This window comes from Paeniclostridium hominis, assembly GCF_014306135.1.
GTDB lineage: Bacteria > Bacillota > Clostridia > Peptostreptococcales > Peptostreptococcaceae > Paraclostridium > Paraclostridium hominis.
The window spans coordinates 1-25,612 of sequence record NZ_JACRWD010000012.1 but is presented as its reverse complement, the minus strand read 5'-3'; the positions used below and the strand labels follow the sequence as shown (position 1 = coordinate 25,612).

Sequence of the window (25,612 nt, the reverse complement as noted above, 5' to 3'; positions counted from 1 at the left end):
TTCATCGCTCACGCGGCGTTGCTGCATCAGGCTTTCGCCCATTGTGCAATATTCCCCACTGCTGCCTCCCGTAGGAGTCTGGACCGTGTCTCAGTTCCAGTGTGGCCGATCACCCTCTCAGGTCGGCTACTGATCGTCGCCTTGGTAAGCCGTTACCTTACCAACTAGCTAATCAGACGCGGGTCCATCCTGTACCGCAAAAGCTTTGATATTTTTATCATGCAATAAAAATATATCATCTCGTATTAGCATACCTTTCGGTATGTTATCCGTGTGTACAGGGCAGGTTACCCACGCGTTACTCACCCGTCCGCCGCTCTTCTCCAAAGAGAATCGCTCGACTTGCATGTGTTAGGCACGCCGCCAGCGTTCATCCTGAGCCAGGATCAAACTCTCAAATAAAAGTTATCCATCGCTCAGCTATCATTATCTGAATATCTGGCTTGGTTGTTTGTTGTTTAATTCTTTAAAAAGAATTTTTATAATTAACCTACTGTTTAATTTTCAAAGTTCATTTATTTATTTGCCCTTTTCTTAAGGACAAGTAATACTTTACCACCTTCATATCATATCGTCAATACTTTTTTAAAAACTTTTTTTATTTTTCATTTTAAACTTTAAAGGCACATCTTAAAAAAACCTAAATTTCAACAATTATCAGATTTCATATTTTTTAAGTTCTTCAAGACTTGAATTTATTATTTCATTTAATAATTTCTTTTTTTCTCTTGAATCATTATATTTTTCGAGAATTTTAATTCTTATTTCTCCTAATAAATTAACATATTCTTCATAACTATCATCATAAGTTACTTCTAAATCTTTTTTTATCTTAGATGCTAAAGAAGGACTTTTTCCACAAGTAGATACACTTATAATTAAATCTCCTCTTTTAAGACAAGAAGGAACTATAAAATTAGATAAGTCAGGATTATCAACCACATTAACTAGTTTATCTTTTTCTCTACAAAATATACCTATTTTTTTATTAATTTCTGTATTATTAGTTGCGGCTACAACTATAAAGCTATCTTCTATATATTTTTCATTATATTCATCAATTATAAAATTAACTTTATCTCTTATATTTTTAAATTCTTCTATAAATCCTATAGAAACAACATTAACATCATACCCAAAATTAATAAAGTTGCTAGCTTTTCTGTATGCTATTTTTCCTCCTCCAATTATAGTTATCTTTTTACCTTTTAAATCTATCATTATTGGATAATTCATATTTTAAATCCCTTCAAATTATATTCATATATATAATTATATTACAACTAAAAACTATTTAACATCAATATTTAATCCTAACTCTTCATCCACTTGCTTTTGAATTCTGCCAAATGAAATATCTTTATTTTCCGCTCCTGTAACTACATATGCCTTTGCCAAATCTTCTACAGTACTTTCCAATTCATGCATAAATTGATTATAAGCAAATTCAAACTTAGGATTCTTTTCATCATTTCCAAAAACACTATAAATAAGAGACTCTGTCATTTGATCCATACCCCATAATTTAAGATGTAACAGTTCATGAATTACTAAAGCTTCTAAATTGGTATGTTTTCTATTATAGTTATTTATCATTAAAACAGCTTGTTTGACATCTCTATCAATTTTTATATCTCCACTCTTTCTCCATTCAGCTTCAACCAATTCACACTTAATATCCCAATCTCTAAGTCTAAGAATATCTTGCCATTTATTTAAATATACTTCCAATAAATCTCTATCAATTTTCATAAAAAGTTCCTCCTCTAAAAATTTATTTGCAATTTATCTATTTCTATAAATAAATATGAGTTACCTTTTTATTTTATATAAAAAAGACATTGGATTATAAATCATCCAATGTCTTGCTAATCTAATTTTATTTATAAATTATGAGCAGCTTTTAAAGCTTCATAGCTAGCCTTAATAGTTTCATCTATTATCTCGTCAGTATGAGCATTAGATAAGAACATAGCCTCAAATTGAGTTGGTGCAAGTAAGATACCTCTGTTTAACAATTCTTCGAAGTACTTATTAAACATTTCAACATTACACTTAGTAACATCATCATAGTTATTTATAGGTCCTTCAGCGAAGAATAAACAAACTAAAGATCCAGCTCTATTAACAGTATAGTTTAATCCTAATTTTTCAACATTAGCTCTTAATCCTTCTTCAAGTCTCTTAGCTTTTCTTTCTAACTCACTATAAATTTCAGGTCTATCTCTTAATATTTCTAAGTTCTTTTTACCCATATACATAGCTAGTGGGTTACCTGATAAAGTACCAGCTTGATAAACAGGCCCTACAGGAGATACCATATCCATTATTTCCTTCTTACCGCCATAAGCTCCTACTGGAAGTCCAGCACCTATTATTTTACCAAAGCAAGCCATATCAGGCTCTATTCCATAGTAACCTACAGAACTGTTATAAGCTAATCTGAATCCAGTTATAACTTCATCAAATATTAAAACTGTTTTATATTCTTTAGTTATATCTCTTAAGAATTGTATAAATTCTTTTTTGCCTGGAACAACTCCCATATTACCTGCTACTGTTTCTAATATAACAGCCGCAATCTCATTTCCATGTTCTTCAAATATAGCTTTTGTAGCTTCTATATCATTGTATCTAGTTACTAAAGTATCTTTAACAACATCTTCAGGAACCCCTGGGCTTGTTGGAACTCCATAAGTTATAGTTCCTGATCCAGATTTAACTAAAAGTGCATCTGAGTGTCCATGGTAACATCCTTCAAACTTTAGTATTTTATTTCTACCAGTGTAAGCTCTAGCAACTCTTAAAGCACTCATAGTAGCCTCTGTTCCAGAATTAACCATACGAACTTGATCTATAGCAGGATAAGCTTCTACTATAAGTTTAGCCATATCAACTTCTATAGCAGTTGGAACTCCATAGCTTGTACCTTTTTTAACTACTTCCTCTATTCCATCAACTATTTCCTTAGGGCTATGTCCTAACATAAGAGGACCCCAAGAACAGATATAATCTATGTACTCATTTCCATCTACATCATATATTTTGCAACCTTCTGCTCTATCTATAAAAACAGGGTCTAATCCTACTGATTTAAATGCTCTAACCGGACTGTTTACACCACCTGGTATGTACTTAGTTGCTTCTTCATATATTTTAAGTGATTTTTCATTTTTTCTCATTGGTCATTACCCCCTAATTTTCTTTGCTATATCTTTTGCAAAGTAAGTTATTATTATATCTGCTCCAGCTCTTTTTATTGACATAACAGCTTCATATATAGCATCTTCACTTAATAATCCTTCTTTAACAGCAAGTTTTAACATTGAATACTCTCCACTTACATTGTAAGCTACTAGCGGTAAATCAAAGTTATCTTTAACTCTTCTTATTACATCAAGATATGATAATGCAGGTTTAACCATTAACATATCTGCTCCTTCTAAAACATCAAGTTCAGCTTCTATTAAAGCTTCATTTGAATTAGCTGGGTCCATTTGATATGTTTTTCTATCTCCAAATGATGGTGCAGAACCAGCTGCATCTCTAAATGGTCCATAAAAACTTGATGCATATTTAACACTGTATGACATTATAGCCACATTTTCAAAACCTGCTGCATCTAATCCCTCTCTCATAGCTTGTATTCTTCCATCCATCATATCAGATGGTGCTACCATATCAGCTCCAGCTTTAGCATGGCTTACTGCTATTTTAGTTAGATACTCTAGTGTTTTATCATTATCTACATAACCTTTTTCTGTTAATATTCCACAGTGTCCATGACTAGTGTATTGACACATACATACATCAGTTGTTACACACATACTTGGATCTATTTCTTTTATCTTTCTTATACCTTTTTGAACTATACCATTATCATTATATGCTTCTTTCCCGTATGGATCTTTTTCATCTGGTATCCCAAATAATATGACATGTTGTATTCCTAATTCTTTTAACTCTTTTATTTCATCTTCTAATTTATCTAAAGAAAAATGATATACATCCGGTAATGATGGTATTTCTTCTTTTATATTTTCTCCTTCCACTACAAACAGTGGATATATTAAATCATTTATATTTAGTACTGTTTCTCTCACTAAATCTCTTATTGCAGAACTTGCTCTTAATCTTCTTGGTCTTCTTAACATCTTAAATTCCCCCTAGATTTTTAGTCTTGTATAATACAGTTAATTAAATCATTTATTGTGTAATTACTTGGTTCTTTATAAACCTCAAGTCCTAAATTTTTAGCTGTATTACTAGTTATAGGACCTATAGATATAACTTTTGTACTTTTAAGTTTATCTATATTTTCTCTTCCTATTATATCAATAAAATTAGAAACTGTAGATGAACTTGTAAATGTTATGTAATCTATAGTTTCATCATTTAATAAGCCTATTATTTCATCTTTATACTTATCTTCTATAACTGTGTTGTATGTATGTACCTCTTTTATATTGCAAATTTCACTTAATTTATCAACTAAGAAGTCTCTTGCACTTGAACCTCTTGGAATAAGTATATTATCATTGCTATTTAATATATCTTTTAAAGTATCATACATTGCTTCTCCTACAAACTTTTCAGGAACTATATCAGCAATTATTCCTCTCTTTTTAAGCTCCTTCGCTGTAGCAGGCCCAATAGCACATATTTTTAAATGTGCTAATATTCTTAAATCTAATTTCATTTCACTTAACTTATCAAAAAATATATTTACTCCATTTTGACTAGTAAGTATTAAATAATTATATTTTTTGATGTTATTAATTTCGTATTCTAATTCTTTATTGTTTTCTACTTTTTCAATTCTTATGGTAGGTATTTCTATTGGATTCCCACCTAAATCCATTATTTTTTCTACCAAAGTACTACTTTGAGTTCTAGCTCTAGTAACCAATATATTCTTTCCAAATAAAGGCTTGTTTTCAAAGAAGTTCAATTTATCTCTAAGTTTAACTACATCACCTACTGCTATAAGTGTTGGTGGTTTTACTTCTTCTTTTATTGCAGTCTCATATACATTTTCTAAAGTTGATGTAACTACTCTTTGGTTATATCTAGTAGCCCAACTTATTAATGCTACTGGTGTATCTTTAGATTTACCTTCTTTTATTAAATTACTGCTTATTTTTTTTAGATTTGCAACTCCCATTAAGAAAACTAAAGTTCCTTCATTGTTAGCTAAAGCATTCCAGTTTAATTCATCATTTTCATCATCTTTTAAATGACCTGTTATAACATGAAAAGAAGATGCATAATCTCTATGAGTTATAGGTATTCCAGCATAACAAAGTCCGCCTATAGCTGATGTTATCCCAGGAACTATTTCAAATTCCACATCATTTTCTAAAAGAAATTCAGCTTCTTCTCCACCTCTACCAAATACGTATGGATCTCCACCTTTTAGCCTTGTTACTATTTTCCCTTCTTTAGCCTTTTGAGTTATAACTTCATTTATCTGATCTTGTGGTAAAGCATGATTTTTAGATGCTTTTCCAACATATATAAACTCACAATTTTCTTTTGCTTCTTTTAAATATTTATCATTAGCCAGTCTATCATAAACTATTACATCAGCTTTTTTTATACATTCCATTCCTTTTAAAGTCATAAGCTTATAATCTCCAGGCCCGGCTCCAACTAAGTAAACTTTACCCTTCATAAAACTCAAACTCCTTTGAAATTAATTTAGCTAACTCAATTCCTAGCTCTCTAGCTTCTGATTTTTTACCTTCTATAGTTTTAGTTATAAGTTTTTTACCTTCTTCATCTCCATATAATCCAGTTAAACTTATATTTTCACCATTAACCATACAATATGCACCTATAGGAATATGACAACTTCCATTGATTCCATCTAAAAATCCTCTTTCTGCACTTACTTGTATTTGTGAGGCTTCATCTTTTATACAGTCTAATACCTCTTCTACTTTAGGGTCTCCTTTTCTTATTTCGATGCCTAAAGCTCCTTGTGCTGGTGCTGGTATAACTGTATCTATATCTAAATAACAACTTATTTTTTCTTCTAATCCTGCTCTTTTTAAACCTGCTGCTGCAAGTATTACTCCATATAAGTTTTCATCTTCTATCTTTTTCATTCTAGTTTCTATATTACCTCTTATAGGAACTATATTTAAATCAGGTCTATGCTTTAAAAGTTGATACTTTCTTCTTTTACTTCCACTACCTATCTTAGCACCTTCAGGTAAATCATCTAAAGAATTATACCCTTCTTTAAGTATAAGTACATCTCTTATATCTTCTCTTTTAGGTACACCTGCAAATTTTAAACCTTCAGGTAAACTTGATGGCATATCCTTCATACTGTGAACAGCTATATCAATTTTTTTATCTAATAATTGTTGTTCTATTTCTTTAACAAATAAACCCTTATCCCCTATTTTATCCAAAGAAACGTTTTGGATTAAATCCCCTTTAGTTTTTATTATCTTAACTTCAAATTCTATATTTGGATGATGTTTCTTCAATTCACTTATAACCCAGTTTGTTTGAGTAAGAGCTAAATTACTTCCTCTGCTTCCTACTATGATTTTCATACTTAATCTCCTTTTGTCCCACATATTACAAGTCGAATAATTCCTCAACTACTTTTATATACTCTTCTTGCTTACCACTATCTTTAATTTGTTTTAAATTCAATATAGGCTCTCTAATTAGTCTTTTTAATGCAGAAGTAAGCATCTTGTCTATTATTTTTTTCTCTTTACAATCTAAATCTAGTTTTCTATAAATATAATCTAGGGTATCTTCTCTAATGTCTAAACATTTATCATTTAAAGATTGGATAGTAGGGTCTATTTTTATTGCTTTTAACCAACTATTAAACTCTTCTACCTTATCTTGTATTATTAATTGTGCACAGGATGCTAACTCTTTTCTTTTTTTATCATTTTCATCACTTATTTTCTTTAAATCATCAATATCATAAACTTCTATATTTTCCATATGATTTAAATTTTTATCTATATCTCTTGGCAAAGCTATATCCATCATAAATAATTTATTTGATAATAGTGGCATATTTTCTTTCTTTATAACAGTGTGAGGAGATGCAGTTGCACTTATAACCACATCTACATCACCCATAACTTTATACCTATCTTCAAATTTTATAGGTATTAAATTTTCACACTCATTTTGTAAACCTTGTAATTTTCCATAACTTCTATTTGTAATATATATTTTGTTTAGATTTTCTTCTTGTAAATGTGTCATTGCTAATCTACTCATTTTACCAAGACCAATTATTAAAGCATTTTTTCCTTCTAAAGTACCTATTTTATCCTTTAAGCATTTAATACCTATATAACTTATAGATAATGGCTGCTGTGATATTTTAGTAGTAGTTTTTATATCTTTAGAAACAGTTATAGCTTCTCTAAAAAGTTTATTAAATACCTTTTTACTTGCTCCTAATTGTCTTGAAAAATCATAAGCATCTTTTACTTGTCCAAGAATTTGGTCTTCACCTATAACTATGGAATCAAGTCCTGATGCAACATTAAATACATGTCTTATAGAGTCTTGACCTACTTTGCAAAATAAATATTTTTTTATATTACTTACATTAAAAAAGTCTTCATAAAAATTTTTTACAATTTCAACTTTATCCAATATATTTTTCGAATATATATATATTTCACTTCTATTACAAGTAGAAAGTATAACAACCTCTTGAATTCCATTGTCTAATAAGAAGTTAATACTCTCTATTTTTTGCGTATCTGTAAAAGATACGCATTCTCTTATATGTATAGGTGTATCATTATGATTAACTCCCACTACTGCAAAATTCATATAATCCTCCAGATTATCCTACCTTAGTATTTTCTTTGTTTACTAATATAGTAGAAAAATAAGATATTTTATTTTCTAAATCAATCTCTTTTAGATTATTATACACCACTTCGTTGTCTAAAGATGAATTACTAACTAATATAGAATATTCTAATAAGTTATTCTTTTCTAACTTATTAACTATTTCTTTAAAGTTTTTATAAACTTTCATTAATACTATAGAACTATAATTTTCTAAAGCATAGTCTATTTTTTCTTCATCTATAGTACACGGAACAATTATAAGAGGTTCTTTATCCATAACTAATGGGAAGTTTTGGTTAGATGCTATATTAGAAAATGATGATATACCAGGTATAGTTTCAACATCTATTTTATCTATAAGCCTTTCCATTATATATACATATGTACTGTAAATCATAGGATCTCCTAAAGTTACAAATCCAACATTTTTACCTTCTCTAACATCTTCTACGATTTCATCCGCCACTCTATTCCAAGCAATTATTTTTTCACCATCATTAAAATTCATTGGAAAATGTCTTTGTTTTATTTTTAAATTTTCTGGTAGATACGGCTCTACTATCCTTAATGCTAAGCTATTTCCTTCTCTTTTAGCTTCTGGTGTATATAATATATCTAAATTTTTTATTGTGTTTACTGCCTTTACTGTCACTAATTCACTATCTCCAGGTCCTGTACCTATCCCATAAAACTTGGCCATATTAATTTCCTCCTACATTTACTAATTCAACACAATTAAGTGCGTGTCTCACAAATTTATCTTGAATACATTCATTTTCTCCTAAACCTTTTAAATGTACTTTAGTTTTGAATCCTTCTTTATTTAATATTGATTTCCATGAATCTTCTTCATCACTAGCCATATCATTTATAGCATGGTCTCCTGCAACTAACATAAATGGCATTAATCTAACCTTTGATATTTTATCTTTTTTAAGATTTACTATTACTTCTTCTATCTCAGGGTATCCTTCTACTGTTCCAACATAGGCTTTAACATTTTCTTGCTTTAACATATAATCTAATGCTGGGTAAGCACTATGAGCCTCATGCTCAGTTCCATGTCCCATAAATACTACTGCTTCATCTTCTTCTAGCTCTGGTATTTGTGGTTTTAAAGCTTCTATAGTTTCCTTATAATCTTCTATCTGAGTAAGAAGGGGTCTTCCAAGTACTATCTTGTTAAACTTACCTTCATACTGACTTATTTGTTCTTTTAATTTTGTATATTCTTCCCCACAAATTATATGTAATGTTTGAACTATAACTTCATCATATCCTTCTTTATGTAATCTATCTAAAGCTTCTATAGGATTTTCAATATATATGTTATCTCTATTTTTTAATTTTCTTATTATCATATTAGATGTGAAAGCTCTAAAAAAATCATATCCTTCAAAAGCTTTCTTTATCTTCTTTTCACATGCTTCTATAGTCTTTTCTCTTGTTTCTTTGTAGCTTGTTCCAAAGCTGACAACTAAAATAGCTTTTTTCATACTTAATCCTCCACCACTAACTCTTTTATATTATCTATATAATTAACTACATTAGGATAATTTAATTTTTCTCGTGTTATTACAATTACTGGTATACCTAAATTTTTGGCAGCATTTACTTTTTCTAAGAAACCACCTTCTATACCACTTTCTTTTGTTATAACTAAATCTATATTATAATGCTTATATGTTTCTTCATTTATAGCTTCACTAAAGGGTCCCTTCATAGCTATAATATTATCTGCATTTAATCCAGCATCTTCACACATTTTAATAACTTCACTTGTTGGTAATACCCTTGCTACTATCCTTTTATTTTTAAGGTTGTCTGCATATTCTTTTATAGTTTTGCTTCCAGTTCCTAAAAATATATTTTGACCTATTTCATTAGCCTTTTTATAAGCTTCTTCTGTATTTTTGACTTTTATCACCTTATCATATTCTAATTCTTCTAAAAGTGATTTTCTTTCGTATCTTATATAATTAATATCTAATATATCTGTAACTTCGATAGCATTTTTTGACACTTCTACCGCATATGGATGAGTCGAATCTATAACTAAATCAATTTTATTTTCTTTCATAAAGTTAGTCATATATTCGATATCCATTCTTTTAATTACCACATTTTTAGCTACTTTATTAGCTAAGTCAGCTCCATATTGTGTCGTTACAGAAACTATATATTCTTTATTCATTTCATTTAACAAGCTGCATATACGAGTGCTGTCTGATGTTCCGCCTAAAACTAAAATCATATATTGTAACCTCTTGGAGTTATCATTAAATCATCATGTATGAAAGTAGATTTATTTCCTATCACTACCATTGTAGTCATATCTACTCTTTCAAAATCCATAGTCTCAAATGTACATATAAACTTTTCTTCTTTTTCTCTACCTACATCTTTTACTATTCCAACTGGAGTTTTACCATCTTTAAACTCACTCATTATTTTAAATGCTTTGCTTAAATGCTCGCTTCTACCTTTACTTCTTGGATTATATAAACAAATTACAAAATCAGCTTCTGCTGCTAATTTTAATCTTTTTTCTATTACTTCCCAAGGAGTTAATAAATCACTTAAGCTTATATGGCAAAAATCATGCATTATAGGTGCTCCAAGTATTGCAGCTGCTCCTATACTTGCAGTAACTCCAGGAATAACTTTTACTTTTATATCTTGTTTTTCTTTTGATACTAGCTCTAATATAAGTCCTGCCATACCATAAATTCCAGCATCTCCACTGCTTATAACTGCAACCTTTTTACCTTGTTTAGCAATTTCTACTGCTTGTTTACATCTATCTATTTCTTGTCTCATTCCATTTTGTAATACTTCTTTATCTTTAATAAATTCAGTTATTAAATTTATATAAGTTTTATATCCTACTATTACTTCACTGTCTTTCATTGCTTCTATAGCTTCTATAGTCATCATTTCTTTACTTCCAGGTCCTATGCCTATTACATAAATCATATATCTATTCTCCCTATCGAAAAAGTTATTCCCTTATACTTATGCTTTGTTACTATAAGGTTTTTATCACTGAGTATATAAGCTACCGGCTCTGCTACACAATAAACCCCTATACTCTTTTTTACAAATTCAGATTTTTCAAATTTATCTTCTATTTTTTTTATTTCTTCTATACTAATAGTTTCAAATGGAACTTTTAAAATTTCTGATAATTTTATAATTCCTTGTTCATCCTTTTTTACTTCAACACTTCCTATTTTACGTATAGCTTTTTTATCTATATTGTATTTTTTCAAGATATCTTCTAATGCATTATTAATATTCTCGTAAGGTGTATTTCTTCTACATCCCATCCCTATTACAATATCCTTTGGAACTACTTTTATTAATCTTGAATCTTCTACATTTATATTATCTTTATTAGTTATATAAACAATTTTATCTAAATCATTTAGACTATGGAATTCATCAATATTTTTAATGGTTATAAAACCTCTAGTATCAACTTTATAATTGCCATCTATATATAATCCTACTTTTCCTTTATTAACTAATAAATAGTTAACATCTTTTACATTTTCTCTAAAATTATCTATATGTGCATTTAAATTTTTAGCTATTATATCTAGTGAACTTTTGCTATTAACATCTGTTGCTGTAGTTATTACAGGATTAGCATCTATAAGATTACTTATATGTGTTGTCATTTCATTCGCTCCACCCATATGACCACTTAGTAAGCTTATTACATTTTTTCCTTTTTCATCTATTACTAAAATGGCTGGGTCTTCAAATTTACTTTTTATATGACTTGCTATAGATCTTACTACTATTCCAGTTGCCATTATGAATATTAAAATCTCATATTCTTTAAATAGTTTAGCTGTAAAATCTGATAACCTTCCTTCAATAATTTTATAGATTTCTTTATTGGTTTTATTAGATAATTTATCAGTAATATAAATATCACCTTCACCTAATATTTCTTTTATATTAACAGCTAAATCTTTACCATTTTGCGTTACTGCTATAAAAGCAATTTTATTTTCTGTACTCATGTTTGAAGTCCTTATCATATAGCTTTGAATTTTTATACTCTTCGCCTAAGAATCTTCCCACTAAAATTAAAGCAGTCTTATTTATTTTATTTTCTTTTACTTTTTCAGCTATATCTTCTAAAGTACCTTTTACTATTTTTTCCTCTGGCCAAGTAGCTTTATATACAATAGCTATAGGAGTATTCATTGGATAACCACCTTCGTGTAATCTTTTTACTACTTTCTCTATATCGTGAATCGACAAGAATATAGCCATAGATGTTTGGTGCTTAGCAAAAGATTCAATACTTTCTTTTTCAGGTACTGGAGTTCTTCCTTCCATTCTAGTTATCACAACACTTTGAGATATTTCAGGAACAGTATATTCAACTCCTAACGCCGATGCTGCTCCTAAGAATGAACTTACTCCAGGAGTACAATCATAATCTATACCTAATTTCACTAGTTCTTCTACTTGTTCTCTTATAGACCCATATATAGAGAAATCTCCAGTTTGAAGCCTTACTACTTGCTTATTACTTTTTATTCCTTTTTCCATAACATCTATTATCTGGTTAAGGTCCATAGATGCACTATTATGTATTTCACAACCATCTTTACAATAATCTAGTAAAGCTGGATTTACTAATGAACCTGCATAGATAACTACATCAGCTTCACTTAATAATTTATATCCTTTTAATGTTATTAAATCTTTATCTCCTGGTCCTGCCCCTACAAAATGTACCTTATTCATAATCTTCATCTCCCTTTTTACAAGATATTATATATATTGGATTTAAAGGTTTGAAGTACTCACCTTTACCTAATTTCTCTAACTTAGCTACATTTAACATTGTAGCTTCTATGTTTTTAAATCCTAATTCTTTTAATAAGTTCAAAGTTTTATAAAAAGTATCTATTATTATAAAATTTGCAACTAAAGTTCCATTTTCATTTAAATTCATTTTAGACCATTCTAATATTTCCTTTAGATTTGGACCACTTCCTCCAATAAATATAGAATCTACTTTTTTACCTATATCTAATGGTGCATATCCTTTAAGTACTTTAACATTATCTAAATTAAACTTTTCTATATTTTGATTTATTAAATCAATCGCTTTATCCTTGCATTCTATAGATATTACTTCAATATTAGGGTAATTATATGCTACTTCGATACTGACACTTCCTGTCCCCGCCCCAATATCTAAGAATGTTTTTTTATCCTTTAGATTAAGTTTATTTATAGATATAGCCCTAACTTCTTCTTTAGTTATAGGCACATCGCCTGTTATAAACTCACTATTTTTCATCTAATATCACCACAACATTCATATCAAATTTTTCTATTTCTATAATCTCACTTGGCTTTGCTATAGTAATTTTTTCATTATCATAAGATAAATTTTCTCCAACTATCATAACTCTATCTAAGTTCCTTTTTAGTATTTCTTTTGCAATCTCTTTTGGTCCAATTTTGCTATCTGTTACCATACAAACTTTTTTATGGTTAAGTATATAGTCAAAATCTGGAGATTTTCCATGACTACTTGTGATATACAAATCATTCATATCAACACATATCTTGGAGAATATGTACTGCATTGAACTTATTCCTGAAACTATGTTTAAGTCACTCTTATCAAAATTATTTGATAAATACTTACCTATTCCATATATAGATGGATCTCCTGAAGCTATAACTGAGATATTTTGTTCTTTATTGTTTTTTATATATTCTACTATTTCTTTTAAATTAGTATTTAGTTCAATTTTTTTTCCTTTAAAATTAGTTATGGTCTCTAAATTTCTTCTTCCACCAATAATTATGTCAGAGTTATATATTAACTTTTCACCTAATTTCGTGCAGTATCCTATGTTACCTGGCCCCAGTCCTATAATGTTAATCATAAAATATCTCCTTTAAATCACTAGCTTTTTCTGATTGCCCAAGTAATTCTTTTTCCATTGAAAATATCATTACTTCAACATCTATTTCTTCATCATTAAGGTATATATCTATTCTTTCTCTACATTTATTTGAAAGTATATTATATATTTCTTTGTATCCTTCATATTCTTTAGAATTAATAATTTCAATAAATTCTTCAGTCGTTAAACATTCATTTACTTTCTTAATAAGTTCGAAAGGTGCATTCATAAGAGCTAAATTTGCCAATAATATTTCATTTCTAGCATCTGCTACTTTACTATGAGTATTAAATATCCCACCTGCTACCTTTACATATTTTCCAAGATGTCCAGCCATAAGTATTTTTTTAAACCCAATTCTTTGAGCTTCTTTCAACATATAACCTATAAAATTACTAGTTCTAACTATATACTTTATATCAATTCCTAATGTTTCTTTTATAAACATTTCTCCATGATTTCCTGGAACTAAAATTATCTTGTCCATTCCTTGAGCCTTTTTCATTTCAAGTTCTATAGATAAAGATTTCTTCCACCCTTCATCACTCATTGGTTCTACTATTCCTGTAGTTCCAATTATAGATATCCCACCTACTATTCCAAGTCGTGGATTAAAAGTTTTCTTAGCTATAAGTTCTCCTTCAGGTGCGAATATAGTTATTTTCACTCCTTTATCTTCGCCTATAACTTTTCTAACTTCATTGTTTATCATATTTCTTGGAGTTTTATTTATTGCAGATTCTCCAATTTCTATACCTAAACCTTTCTTAGTAACTCTACCTACTCCATTACCTCCAGTTATTATAATTTCTTTTGAATCTATAAATTCAGCTCTTGCATATATATGCATATTATGAGTTGCATCTATATCATCTCCACCATCTTTTCGTATAGAACACTCTACATAATCATCTTGTATGTTTATGTTTTCTACTTTTAAATTAAGAGGTATTCCTTTAGGAGTATCTATATTTATGACTTCTATCGGAAGTTTCGTAAGTAGCATATAAGATGCTGCTTTAGCTGCTGCTGTAGCACAAGAACCTGTAGTATATCCTCTTTTATATTTCTTACCATCTATATAAACATATTCTTCCATGATATCACCTTACATCGCATATAATATCGCATTTATTATAGCTGCTGCTAAATTACTTCCACCTTTTCTACCTTTTGATATTATGAAAGGAATATCTGTTTTTTCTAACTCATCCTTTGATTCTTCTGCTCCTACAAATCCAACTGGCACACCAACTACTGCTTCTACTTCTAATTGTTTTGTATTATGCATCTCTATGACTTTATATAAAGCTGTTGGAGCATTTCCAAGTACAAAAACTTTTTTTCCTTCTTCTTTTGATGCAACTTCTACTGCTGCCATAGATCTAGTTATTCCTTTTTCTTTTGCTAGTTTAGCTACTTCTTCATCACTTACAAAACATTTATATTTGCATTCTAGAGCATCTAACTTTCTTTTGTTTATACCGCTTAATGCCATATTTGTATCTGTATAAATAGTAGCTTTGTTTTTTAATGCATTTGATATTTTTTCTACCGCTGTTTCAGATATTTTTAATATATCTAAATATTCAAAGTCTGCCGTTGTATGTATAGCTCTTTTTATAATTTTTTCTTCTAAATCATTTTTAAATTTATAATCTGGTCTTATTTCATCAATTATTCCTTGTATTATTTCAAAACTTTTATTTTCTATCATCATAGGGTTTTTAATGTATTCCATGTTTAATCACTCCTAAGTCCCCCAGCTATTATATTTGCTGTGTATATTTTTTTATATTTTTTATTTATCTTTCTATCTATAAGCTTAGTTTTAATTATTTCTTCATTCATATCAGATTCTAAAAGTATTCCTACCACAGTTCCACTATGCGCAATGTTGACTCCATAGGCTCCATACTCTTTCGATATATCCATTATTTCATTTAAATATTTCTTTTTATGTATGTTTTCATTTGCAATACTACTTATATTACAAGCTTGTCCTATTAAATTTAAATCTTTCTTTTTTATACCTTCTTCTAGAAGCTTAAAAGCATATTCTATTATGTATTTATTTTGCTTTTTTAACTTATTGTAATTTTCTTTTTTTCTTATGTATTTTGTACTTAGAGTTTCATTAGGTTCTAATATTAATACTTTTCCAGTATCTAAAACACCTAATTTTTTTATTACATTTGCATCTAAAGGATTAAAAATTGTATTTTCTTTAATATAAATAGAATCTGTGGGCTCTATCTTTGTTGCAAGCCTAGATATTTCATATTCATCTAAATTTTTTCCTATAAGATTTAAAGTTGCTTTTATAGTAGCTCCTATATCAGCAGTTGAGCTTGCCATGCCTTTACTTATAGGTATTTCACTATTTATATCTATAGATATATGTTTTAATTCTTTTTTAGGTAAATTAAAGTATTTAAAAACTTCTTCTATAGCCTTTCTAGCTTTTAAAGGACCTTTTTTTACATCCTCTATTCTTTCTTCTAAAGTAACTATTGAGTATCTATCTATAGCATAAGATGATAAATACTCTTTATCCTTTACAATACCTTGAACAAATTCCCCACAAGAAGCTGGACATATTCCACGTGATTTCATTCTATTCTCCTAGAATTTTAGTTAATTGATTTATTAACTCTAAATTTTCTTCATGGCTCTTTATAGCTACTCTTATATAATTTTCATCTAGATTTCTAAAGTTAGATGCATCTCTTATAAGAATATCGCCTTTTATGAACAATTCTTCTTTTAATTCTTTCGCCGTTTTATTTTTTAATTTAATTAATATAAAATTAGTATCTGTTTTATAGGCTTTAATTTCTTTAATTTCATTTAAATTTTTAAGCATAAAATTTCTTTCTTTTATAAAATACTTTTTACTTGCCTTTATATATCCCTCTTCTTTAAATAGGTAATTTGAAAGTACATCTGCAAAAGTGTTTATAGACCATGGCTCTTTTATTTTATACATATTTTCCAATAACTTTTCATCGCTACAAACACCATATCCTAATCTTAAACCTGGCAGGCCAAAAAATTTAGTTACTGCTTTGATTATAAATATATTCGGGTTATTTTCTATATATTTTACTAAACTATATTTTTCTTCTTTTTCTACAAATTCCATAAAAGTCTCATCAATTATAAGTAGCTTATTATGTTTAGTTAAAATTTCTAATAATTCACTCAAATCATATACTCTACCTATTGGATTGGATGGATTGCATATAAATAAACTATCGAATTTATCTATATTTTCTTTTATATTATTTATATCTATTTCAAAATCTTTATCCTTATCTAGATATAAGTTTATTACATCTACATTGTTTAGTAATGCGCCTCTTTCATATTCTGAAAATGTAGGATTTAATATAGCTAATCTTTTATTTATACTTTTCATTAAGAGATATATTATCTCTGTTGCACCGTTGCCTGGTATTATAAATGAACTTTTAACATTAAGATAATTAGCTATGTTTTTTCTTAAATTGGTATAATTTATATCTGGATATTTAACACATTCTCTTAATCCATCTAATATATAATTTTCTAAATTATTTATTAAATATGGGTTTATGTTAGAGCTAAAATCAATTATATTTTTTGAATCTTTATTGTAAGTTTTACACATAATCTCTACATTAGCTCCATGTCCAAGATCATTCATTTTTTCACCTTCTATCTAATTAAATAAATTATAATAGAAAATATCACTAATGCCACAAAAGATGTAACATACATTATTCTATTAGTTTTTAAAATATCTTCTATTTCTAATTCTCTGTGTTTATCACCTATAGTAGGTTTATAAACTTCTTTCCCAAAATATATATTAGTACCACCTAATTGAACTCCAAGTGCACCTGCTACTGAACCTTCTGGATACGCACAATTTGGACTTTTATGATTTTTTCTATCTCTTATGGCTATTCGTATACTTTCTTTAGCATTTAGTCGAAGCATTAAACTTGCTATAATCATAAAAAATGGAGTTATCCTTGCAGGTATAAAATTTGCAATATCATCAATTTTTGCAGATGCAAATCCTATATCTTTATACTTTTCATTTTTATATCCTACCATTGAATCTAAAGTATTTATGGCTTTATAGACCATCGCAAGTACAGGCCCACCTATAAATCCATACATCATAGGAGATATTATTCCATCTACAGTATTTTCTGCTACCGTTTCAACTGTAGCTCTTATTATCTCTTGTTCATTTAAATTAGTTGTATCTCTACCTACTATATAAGACAACTGTTTTCTTGATTTTTCTATATCTCCAGTTTTTAAAACCTTATATATCTTCTTAGCTTCATCTGCTAAGCATTTTGTAGATAAAGTTGTATATAGTATTATTGATGCTACTATAACATAAGATATTTTACTAAATGTAAATACACTAATTATTAAATTAGTTACTATAAATGTAGTTCCTACAGTTATAATCCACAATACAAATCCGCCCATTTTTAATTGTCCTGATGTCTTTGATATACTTCGTATTTTATTTTCTACAAATCTTATTAAATTTCCAATAAATCTAACTGGATGAGGAAAAGAATACGGATCCCCTATTATTAAATCCAGTATGTAGGCTAATGTCATTATAATTACAGTTAAACTATTCATCTCTACCACCTACAAATTTAATTATGGCATCTAAGTTATTATAAAAGTGGGTATGTAAATATGTAGCTAAAGTATTACCTTTTGAATATCCTCCATCCCATTCATCTAATACTTTATTTCCTCTTTTTTTAATCATTTTATATGCACATGGTTCTTCACTATTAAATACTGAATGATGAAACTCGTGACCTTTTATTACATCTCCTTTTTTAGAAAGTATTGTATCTATTTTAGCAATTCCATCGCAATACCCAAATCTTTTTAGAGACTTAGTCATTTCACTAGTTCCTTTAAAAATTCCAACCATGTTAAATTCATCATCATTTGAATCTTTAAGCTTTTCTCCTAAATACATTAACCCTCCACACTCAGCATATATAGGTATATTCTTTTCATGAGCTTCTTTTATAGACTTTCTCATACTTTGATTTGCATCTAGTTCTTTTGCAAACAATTCTGGAAAGCCTCCTCCTATATATATACAATCCGCTTTAGGCAAATGCTTATCATTAAGGGGACTAAATTTTAATATTTGTACACCCATCTGTTTTAATAGTTCTAAATTTTCTTTGTAATAGAAATTAAAAGCCTTATCATAAGCTATAGCTATTTTTTTATTTTTAAACTTTGGTAGATCACTTATATCAAAGTTACTTTCAATTTCTTCACCTTCTGATATCTCAATTAATCTGTCTATATTTATGTATTTTTCAATCTCATTTCCTAAATTATTAAACTTCTCTGTTAAAGAATCTATTTCTACACTTGGAACTAATCCTAAATGCCTTGATTCTAATGAAAATTTTTCATTAGGTGGAAAATATCCTAAGACTTCAATTTTACAATATATTTCTATAGCTTCTTTTATAAGTTCATAGTGTCTTTGAGTTTTTACGTTATTCACTATTACACCTTTTATATTTACATTTTTATCAAGTTCTTTATATCCTAATACCATAGCAGCTGCTGATGATGACATAGCCTTTCCATTTATAACTAATATAACTGGAGCTTTTAGTAATTTTGAAGTGTATGAACTTGTACAAGCATTTAAGTCAATTCCAAATCCATCATAAAGACCCATTACACCTTCAATTACTGATATATCTGCATCTTTAGAAGCATTATTTACTATATATTTAATTTTTTCATCATCTAACATATAAGAATCTAAGTTTCTTGAATCTCTTTTAGTTATAAAAGTATGGTAAGATGGATCTATATAATCTGGTCCAACTTTATAAGGTTGTACTTTTAACTTTCTATTAGTTAGTGCTTGCATTATTCCTAGTGATATAGTAGTTTTACCTACTCCACTACTCGTTCCTGCTATTAATATTTTTTTCATAATTTCACCTAACCATTTATAATTTCATATATTTTATCTATATCTAGACATTGTCTTAATATATCTGCTAATTTGTCATATTCTTTATTCTTAAATTCTTCAAAAGAATTTATAGAACTCTCTACACCCTCTAATCCCTTTTTCTCTCTAACTGAATTTAGTAAACTTCTTGTAAACTCAACATCATCAAATATTCCATGAAGATAAGTCCCAACTACATTTCCTTTTTCATTTACACATCCTTCAACATATGAAGTTTCTTCATTTAATTTTTTTACTATAGTATTTAAAGGTTTATTAATTCCTTTACTTATTCCCATATGAATTTCATACCCTCTAACACTTTTATTTCCTAATAAATTTAAGTAACCCCCTAAATTCTCATTTATTACAGCTTCTACTTGAGTAGTTACTTTTTCTTTTTCAAATATAGTTTCTATCTCTAAAAGACCAAGTCCATCTATTTCTTTTATAGACCCTTCAACTCCATCTGGATCATATATTTTTTTACCTAGAAGTTGATATCCTCCACAAATTCCAAATATTAATTTACCTTGTCTTTCTAAGTCTTTTATTTGCTTTTCTAATCCGCTCTCTCTTATATAAATTAAATCTTCTATTGTATTTTTGCTTCCTGGTATAATAACCATATCTGGATTTGATAAAGATTGTCCTTTTTCTACATATCTAATACTTACATCCTCTTGTATTTCTAGCATATGAGCATCTGTGAAATTAGACATATAAGGAGTTCTTATAATTTCAATATTTATATCATTTTGTCTAAATTGTTTATTAAATCTATCCGTCACACTATCTTCATCTTCTATATTTAAATCACTATAAGGAACAACTCCTAATACTGGAACTTTTATAATATCCTCTAGCATATCTATACCAGATTGTAAAAGTTCTACAGTTCCTCTAAATTTATTTATGATTACTCCTTTAACTCTAGCTCTTTCTTTTTCTTCTAATAAAAGCATAGTTCCTGCGATTGAAGCAAAAACTCCACCTCTATCAATATCAGCTACTAAAATTACTGGAGCATCTGCAATTTCAGCCATTCCCATATTAGCTATATCTTTATCTTTTAAATTTATTTCTGCACAACTACCCGCACCCTCTAAAATAACTACATCATATTCACTACTTAGATCTCCATATATACTTTTAAGCATAGACGCTAATTCATCCTTATACCCATGATAAGTACTAGCACTCACATGGTCTAAGACTTTGCCTTTAACAATTACCTGACATCTATTTTTCCCAGCAGGCTTTAATAAAATAGGATTCATTCTAACATCTGGTTCAATACCACAAGCTTCGGCTTGAGTAACTTGAGCTCTCCCCATTTCTAATCCATCTTTAGTTATATATGAATTTAGTGCCATATTCTGAGATTTAAAAGGTACGACTCTATATCCATCTTGTTTTAAAATTCTACATAACCCTGCCGATAAAGTACTCTTACCAACATTAGAAGCTGTTCCTAAAAACATTAACGATTTACTCATATTATTAATCTCCTTAAACAACAAAAAATTCACTTCTTTAATCTTTTAACAACGTTTAAAATACTCTACATTATTCAGATATGTGATTTGATAATTATTTTTATCTATAAATTGAAGATTTAAATTTATAGAAACATAAAAACCTATCCTCTAAAGGATAGGTTTTTAAAAATGCACATACTTCACCAATTTTTAAAATCCTTCACCCCGAAGATTTTATATTCATAAACTAGGCAGGTCTCCTGGCTAAACTTCAACCTACTTCTATTCCTTCCCGTAAATCGTCACAGTGGTGTCTAATAGTTTCGTCAGTATCACAGTAGCGGGGGCTGCGAAGGATTTTTACCTTCTTCCCTATTAATCTTCAATGAAGAACCTAATTTATGTTAATTTTATAATATTTTTATGTATTCTTATTTATTCTAAGTTAAATGAGATGTATTATTTAGTGTTTGAATCACTGGAAATCCATCAACTATATCAATAATACTCACTGATGCATTATTTATTTTAAAATTCCAATGAAATTCATAAGTTTTCCCAATTAAGTAAGATATAATATTTCTTATAGTTCCTGCATGAGAACATATTAAAATAGTCTTATCTTTATTGCAACTTATTATTTTATCTATTTCTTCACGTACTCTATTATATGAGTCTATTAAACTTTCTCCATTAGGATATCTATAATTAAATCCTTGTGAAATTAACTTTTCAAATTCTTCTGGGTAATTTTTTTGTATAATGTCAAAATTAAACCCTTCGAAATCTCCAAAACTAATTTCTTTTAAATTTTCTTTTTCTATAATATTTATTCCTCTAGATTTTGATATTTCTAGTACAGTTTGTTTTGTTCTAGTCGATGTAGTTGTATATATAGAATCTATTTTTTCTTTTTCAAGAAATTCATTTAATTTAGCTATCTGTAATTTCCCTAAATCACTTAGTTCGCTATCTATATGACCTGATAAATTCCCATCTATATTATCATTAGTTGTTGCATGCCTTACTAGTATTAATCTAGACATCTATTCACCTCTTACTTTAATCCAAAAATTAAATATATATAGATTAAATACATTACTTCCATAAGCTCAGAAATACATCCAAGTATATCTCCTGTTATCCCATCTATTTTAGAATATATATATCTTACAAAACATCTTGATAATATAATCATTATAGGTATGAACGCTATTACTTTAATTAAATCTAATGAATTTAAGTTAAATAAAGTAATACCCATAATTATTATTAATATAACTGTATACACTATTCCAGTTAATATCATTTTTAAAGAAGGTTTGCCTATAAATACATTACCCATTCCATTTTTTCTCGGAGTGACACTTTTATAGCAAGCTATTACAATTGCCATTCTCGCAAATACAGGCATAAATATTAAATTATATAATTGTCCTGATTGTACAATTGAATATATTAATCCAAGTTTCATCAACATTAAAAATAATACTGATAGCATTGCATTTGTTCCTAATCGTGAATCTTTCATTATCTCTAATATTTTTTCTTTATCTCTATAACTATATATACCGTCAAATGTATCTCCTACACCATCTAAATGAAGACCTCCAGTTAATATCACTGTAGATATCAAAATATTTACAGAAGTTATATAGCTATCAAATAAAAAACTTGATACTAATCCAATTATAAAATATAAAATTCCTAATACAAACCCTACTAAAGGAAAGTAATACATTGTTTTATGAAACTCTTCATCAAAACCTATATTTACCCTTATTGGAATTCTAGTAAAAAATTGTAATATACCTATAAATCTTTTCATAAGTTACTCCTTAATCTTCATAGGTATACCACTAACTACAAAATAGACTTCATCAGCACATTTAGCTATATACTGATTTATCCTACCTACTATATCAGAGTATACTCTACAAAGTTTATTATCTGGAACTAAACTCATACCTAGCTCATTAGTTACCATTACAAAGTATAAATCTGTTTTTTCTACTTCTCTTATAAGTTTATATATTTGATCTTTTATGTAAGATTCCATTTCATTAGTTTCTTGTGGCGTACAATTATCAAAATCTAGTTTGTATTCAAACATTAAATTATTGACTAATAAAGTTACACAATCTAGTATAACCGTCTTATGCTTTTTATTTATATCACTAATTATAGAGTATATATCCTTATAAATTTCATAAGTTTTCCAGTTGCTAGGTCTACTTTCTTTGTGTTTCCTAACTCTATCTTTCATTTCATCATCAAATGGAATAGAAGTTGCTATATAAGCAGTGGAGTTTCTTCTATTAATACACAAACTTTCAGCAAAATTGCTTTTTCCTGACCTAGATCCTCCAGTTACTAAAATTAATTTGCTCATAGATTCACCTTCTTATTTACCTATATCTACTTCATCAATAGTTGCCATATTTTTATATGCAAAGTTAGCTGCCTCTATAATATTAAATGCTAAAGCAGCTCCACTTCCTTCACCTAATCTCATATCCATATTAAGCATTGGATCTAACTTTAACACTTCTAATGCTTTTTTAGTTCCTGATTCTGCCGAAGTATGTGAAGCTATCATATACTCTTTAGTCATAGGGCTTATAGTATAAGCTATAAGGGCTGCTGCATAAGATATAAAGCCATCAATAACAATTGGAACCTTATTTGCAGCACAAGCTAATATAACTCCTGCCATACCACCTATTTCAAATCCTCCGACTTTAGCTAGTATATCAATTCCGTCAAATTTATCTGGTTTGTTTAATTCTATAGCTTTTCTTATAGTATTTGCTTTATGCTCTAATCTATCTTTTCTAAGTCCAGCTCCAATTCCTGTAACATCTGTTGGATCACATTCACTTATCACGGAAACTATCGCACTACTCGGAGTAGTATTACAAATTCCCATTTCTCCAATACCTATAAGATTATAACCTTTAGATATACAATCATTTGTTATCTCTATCCCTATTTCTAAGCATTTAATAGCTTCTTCCCTAGTCATAGCTGGACCTTTAGCCATATTTGAAGTTCCTTTTCTAATTTTATAATTTAGGACTCCTTCTAAATTATCATCCGTGTTTATACCTAGGTCTACTGCTATCACATCTGAGTTAACGAATTTAGATATTGCACCTACACCACATAACCCCTTTGTGAAATTAGGAAATTGCAGTTTAGTTATTATTTGGGGATCTGGTGCAACCCCTTCTTCATAAACTCCATGATCTCCTGCAAATGCTATGATCACTTTTTTATCAGTATCAAAGTATTTCTTTTTAGTTATACCTGACAACTGTATGCATATATCTTCTAATTTACCTAAACTACCAACCGGTTTTATTAATCTATCTAACCTTTCTTTTGAAGCTTTCATATGTAATTCGCTTAGTGGATGTATATTTTCAACTGTATTTTTTAAAAGTTGCATAACTACCTCCTTATATTTCGATATAAAAAAAGACTTAACTTTAGAGTTAAGTCTTTAAGTGCATTATAATTTAATAAAAATTTTTGACATTTAAATTCTATAACCCCGAGAACCTAGCTATAATATACAAGGCAGGTCTCCTGACTTAGCTTCAACCTTACTCTAACCTTCCCGTATAAAACAGTGGTAAATAGAGTTCGTCTGCATTACAGTAGCGGGGACTGTAGAGGATTTACACCTCTTTCCCTATTAATCTTAAATATAAGAACCTAAATATATCTAAATTTATTTAGTTTTGAAATTTTTTGATGTAAAAGTTTTACCCCATATAAAATAAATTCTACATGAGTATACAAAATCCTTTAATATCTAATAAATATTAAAAATAAATAAAAAAAGATTACGTGGCTACGTCCTACTCTCCCAGGCGGCTTCCCACCAAGTACCATCGGCGCTAAAGAGCTTAACTTCTGTGTTCGGAATGGGAACAGGTGTATCCTCTTTGCTATAATAACCACATAATCTTTGTTGGAGCTAGTGATAGGAATCGAACCTACAACCTGCTGATTACAAGTCAGCTGCTCTACCGTTGAGCCACACTAGCATATTATTAATACTTTAAAAACTGAATAACATTTGTAAGATTAAAATTCACTATGATCATTTCGCCAACGTCTAAATATTCATATACATTCATATTTATCCCGTTGCTCAAATAATCTTGGTCAAGTCCTCGATCTATTAGTATCAATAAGCTACATACATTACTGTACTTCCACCTTTGACCTATCAACCAGGTAGTCTTCCTGGGATCTTACCCTTACGGTGGGAAATCTTATCTTGAAGTTGG

At 28.7% G+C, this 25,612-nt stretch carries 26 protein-coding genes, 1 tRNA gene, 3 rRNA genes and 2 riboswitches; all 30 genes read right to left on the bottom strand.

From position 1 onward, the window contains the following. A 16S ribosomal RNA gene (locus H8891_RS14455) occupies nucleotides 1-402 on the bottom strand; the annotation flags it as partial. 255 nt (nucleotides 403-657) lie between these two features. Further along, entirely contained in the window at nucleotides 658-1,236 is a 579-nt protein-coding gene (locus H8891_RS14450) for a precorrin-2 dehydrogenase/sirohydrochlorin ferrochelatase family protein (protein WP_187006947.1), read from the bottom strand. 54 nt (nucleotides 1,237-1,290) lie between these two features. Continuing rightward, nucleotides 1,291-1,752, bottom strand: a complete 462-nt coding sequence (locus H8891_RS14445; RefSeq protein ID WP_187006946.1) for a hypothetical protein — start codon at nucleotides 1,750-1,752, stop codon at nucleotides 1,291-1,293. 131 nt (nucleotides 1,753-1,883) lie between these two features. Continuing rightward, nucleotides 1,884-3,182, bottom strand: a complete 1,299-nt coding sequence (hemL, locus tag H8891_RS14440) for a glutamate-1-semialdehyde 2,1-aminomutase (protein WP_187006945.1) — start codon at nucleotides 3,180-3,182, stop codon at nucleotides 1,884-1,886. Nucleotides 3,183-3,188: 6 nt separating this feature from the next. After that, complete coding sequence (gene hemB, locus H8891_RS14435; RefSeq protein ID WP_187006944.1) at nucleotides 3,189-4,154, bottom strand: porphobilinogen synthase; 966 nt, start codon at nucleotides 4,152-4,154, stop codon at nucleotides 3,189-3,191. A gap of 20 nt (nucleotides 4,155-4,174) precedes the next feature. Then, the gene (gene cobA / locus H8891_RS14430; RefSeq protein ID WP_147548102.1) at nucleotides 4,175-5,674 is read right to left on the bottom strand and encodes a uroporphyrinogen-III C-methyltransferase; all 1,500 of its coding nucleotides are present in this window, start codon (nucleotides 5,672-5,674) and stop codon (nucleotides 4,175-4,177) included. Next, on the bottom strand, nucleotides 5,664-6,569 hold the full coding sequence (gene hemC, locus H8891_RS14425) for a hydroxymethylbilane synthase (protein ID WP_187006943.1): 906 nt from the start codon (nucleotides 6,567-6,569) through the stop codon (nucleotides 5,664-5,666). The genes cobA and hemC overlap by 11 nt, the downstream gene beginning before the upstream one ends. Nucleotides 6,570-6,594: 25 nt before the next feature. Next, nucleotides 6,595-7,830 (bottom strand): glutamyl-tRNA reductase, encoded by a 1,236-nt coding sequence (gene hemA / locus H8891_RS14420; protein WP_187006942.1) that lies wholly within the window; start codon nucleotides 7,828-7,830, stop codon nucleotides 6,595-6,597. 13 nt (nucleotides 7,831-7,843) lie between these two features. Further along, nucleotides 7,844-8,554, bottom strand: a complete 711-nt coding sequence (locus H8891_RS14415) for a cobalt-factor II C(20)-methyltransferase (RefSeq protein WP_187006941.1) — start codon at nucleotides 8,552-8,554, stop codon at nucleotides 7,844-7,846. A gap of 1 nt (nucleotide 8,555) precedes the next feature. Continuing rightward, nucleotides 8,556-9,350: a sirohydrochlorin cobaltochelatase gene (locus H8891_RS14410; RefSeq protein ID WP_187006940.1), complete on the bottom strand. Its 795-nt coding sequence runs from the start codon at nucleotides 9,348-9,350 to the stop codon at nucleotides 8,556-8,558. Between the two features lie 2 nt (nucleotides 9,351-9,352). Beyond that, nucleotides 9,353-10,108 (bottom strand): cobalt-precorrin-6A reductase, encoded by a 756-nt coding sequence (locus H8891_RS14405; RefSeq protein ID WP_187006939.1) that lies wholly within the window; start codon nucleotides 10,106-10,108, stop codon nucleotides 9,353-9,355. Further along, entirely contained in the window at nucleotides 10,105-10,830 is a 726-nt protein-coding gene (cobJ, locus tag H8891_RS14400) for a precorrin-3B C(17)-methyltransferase (protein WP_187006938.1), read from the bottom strand. Before cobJ ends, H8891_RS14405 begins: the two co-directional genes overlap by 4 nt. Further along, nucleotides 10,827-11,888 carry a cobalt-precorrin 5A hydrolase gene (gene cbiG / locus H8891_RS14395; RefSeq protein WP_187006937.1) on the bottom strand — a complete coding sequence of 354 codons (1,062 nt, stop codon included), beginning with the start codon at nucleotides 11,886-11,888 and terminating at the stop codon, nucleotides 10,827-10,829. The genes cobJ and cbiG overlap by 4 nt, the downstream gene beginning before the upstream one ends. After that, on the bottom strand, nucleotides 11,872-12,624 hold the full coding sequence (locus tag H8891_RS14390) for a cobalt-precorrin-4 methyltransferase (protein WP_187006936.1): 753 nt from the start codon (nucleotides 12,622-12,624) through the stop codon (nucleotides 11,872-11,874). The genes cbiG and H8891_RS14390 overlap by 17 nt, the downstream gene beginning before the upstream one ends. Then, entirely contained in the window at nucleotides 12,617-13,186 is a 570-nt protein-coding gene (locus H8891_RS14385; RefSeq protein ID WP_187006935.1) for a decarboxylating cobalt-precorrin-6B (C(15))-methyltransferase, read from the bottom strand. The genes H8891_RS14390 and H8891_RS14385 overlap by 8 nt, the downstream gene beginning before the upstream one ends. After that, a complete protein-coding gene (locus H8891_RS14380) occupies nucleotides 13,176-13,784 on the bottom strand; it encodes a cobalt-precorrin-7 (C(5))-methyltransferase (protein ID WP_187006934.1) in 609 nt (202 codons plus the stop codon). Before H8891_RS14380 ends, H8891_RS14385 begins: the two co-directional genes overlap by 11 nt. After that, nucleotides 13,777-14,904 carry a cobalt-precorrin-5B (C(1))-methyltransferase CbiD gene (gene cbiD, locus H8891_RS14375; RefSeq protein WP_187006933.1) on the bottom strand — a complete coding sequence of 376 codons (1,128 nt, stop codon included), beginning with the start codon at nucleotides 14,902-14,904 and terminating at the stop codon, nucleotides 13,777-13,779. Before cbiD ends, H8891_RS14380 begins: the two co-directional genes overlap by 8 nt. A 9-nt stretch (nucleotides 14,905-14,913) precedes the next feature. Further along, entirely contained in the window at nucleotides 14,914-15,546 is a 633-nt protein-coding gene (locus tag H8891_RS14370) for a cobalt-precorrin-8 methylmutase (RefSeq protein WP_187006932.1), read from the bottom strand. Between the two features lie 2 nt (nucleotides 15,547-15,548). Next, on the bottom strand, nucleotides 15,549-16,421 hold the full coding sequence (locus tag H8891_RS14365) for a GHMP family kinase ATP-binding protein (RefSeq protein WP_187006931.1): 873 nt from the start codon (nucleotides 16,419-16,421) through the stop codon (nucleotides 15,549-15,551). Nucleotide 16,422: 1 nt separating this feature from the next. Next, nucleotides 16,423-17,493 (bottom strand): pyridoxal phosphate-dependent aminotransferase, encoded by a 1,071-nt coding sequence (locus H8891_RS14360; RefSeq protein WP_187006930.1) that lies wholly within the window; start codon nucleotides 17,491-17,493, stop codon nucleotides 16,423-16,425. An 11-nt stretch (nucleotides 17,494-17,504) separates the two neighbouring features. Beyond that, nucleotides 17,505-18,461: a cobalamin biosynthesis protein gene (locus tag H8891_RS14355; protein ID WP_187006929.1), complete on the bottom strand. Its 957-nt coding sequence runs from the start codon at nucleotides 18,459-18,461 to the stop codon at nucleotides 17,505-17,507. Beyond that, a complete protein-coding gene (locus H8891_RS14350; protein WP_187006928.1) occupies nucleotides 18,454-19,809 on the bottom strand; it encodes a cobyrinate a,c-diamide synthase in 1,356 nt (451 codons plus the stop codon). The genes H8891_RS14355 and H8891_RS14350 overlap by 8 nt, the downstream gene beginning before the upstream one ends. An 8-nt stretch (nucleotides 19,810-19,817) precedes the next feature. Further along, the gene (locus H8891_RS14345) at nucleotides 19,818-21,329 is read right to left on the bottom strand and encodes a cobyric acid synthase (RefSeq protein WP_187006927.1); all 1,512 of its coding nucleotides are present in this window, start codon (nucleotides 21,327-21,329) and stop codon (nucleotides 19,818-19,820) included. Between the two features lie 215 nt (nucleotides 21,330-21,544). Continuing rightward, nucleotides 21,545-21,724: riboswitch (cobalamin riboswitch) on the bottom strand. Nucleotides 21,725-21,751: 27 nt separating this feature from the next. Beyond that, nucleotides 21,752-22,357 carry a histidine phosphatase family protein gene (locus tag H8891_RS14340; protein WP_187006926.1) on the bottom strand — a complete coding sequence of 202 codons (606 nt, stop codon included), beginning with the start codon at nucleotides 22,355-22,357 and terminating at the stop codon, nucleotides 21,752-21,754. Nucleotides 22,358-22,368: 11 nt separating this feature from the next. Continuing rightward, on the bottom strand, nucleotides 22,369-23,139 hold the full coding sequence (gene cobS, locus H8891_RS14335) for an adenosylcobinamide-GDP ribazoletransferase (RefSeq protein WP_187006925.1): 771 nt from the start codon (nucleotides 23,137-23,139) through the stop codon (nucleotides 22,369-22,371). A gap of 3 nt (nucleotides 23,140-23,142) precedes the next feature. Then, complete coding sequence (cobU, locus tag H8891_RS14330) at nucleotides 23,143-23,703, bottom strand: bifunctional adenosylcobinamide kinase/adenosylcobinamide-phosphate guanylyltransferase (protein ID WP_187006924.1); 561 nt, start codon at nucleotides 23,701-23,703, stop codon at nucleotides 23,143-23,145. Nucleotides 23,704-23,715: 12 nt separating this feature from the next. Further along, nucleotides 23,716-24,762: a nicotinate-nucleotide--dimethylbenzimidazole phosphoribosyltransferase gene (cobT, locus tag H8891_RS14325; protein ID WP_187006923.1), complete on the bottom strand. Its 1,047-nt coding sequence runs from the start codon at nucleotides 24,760-24,762 to the stop codon at nucleotides 23,716-23,718. A gap of 114 nt (nucleotides 24,763-24,876) precedes the next feature. Beyond that, a riboswitch (cobalamin riboswitch) is annotated at nucleotides 24,877-25,050 on the bottom strand. A gap of 114 nt (nucleotides 25,051-25,164) precedes the next feature. Then, nucleotides 25,165-25,281, bottom strand: a 5S ribosomal RNA gene (rrf, locus tag H8891_RS14320). A gap of 10 nt (nucleotides 25,282-25,291) precedes the next feature. Continuing rightward, nucleotides 25,292-25,366 (bottom strand) — tRNA-Thr (locus H8891_RS14315). Nucleotides 25,367-25,483: 117 nt separating this feature from the next. Next, nucleotides 25,484-25,612: ribosomal RNA gene (locus H8891_RS14310) — 23S ribosomal RNA — on the bottom strand; the annotation flags it as partial.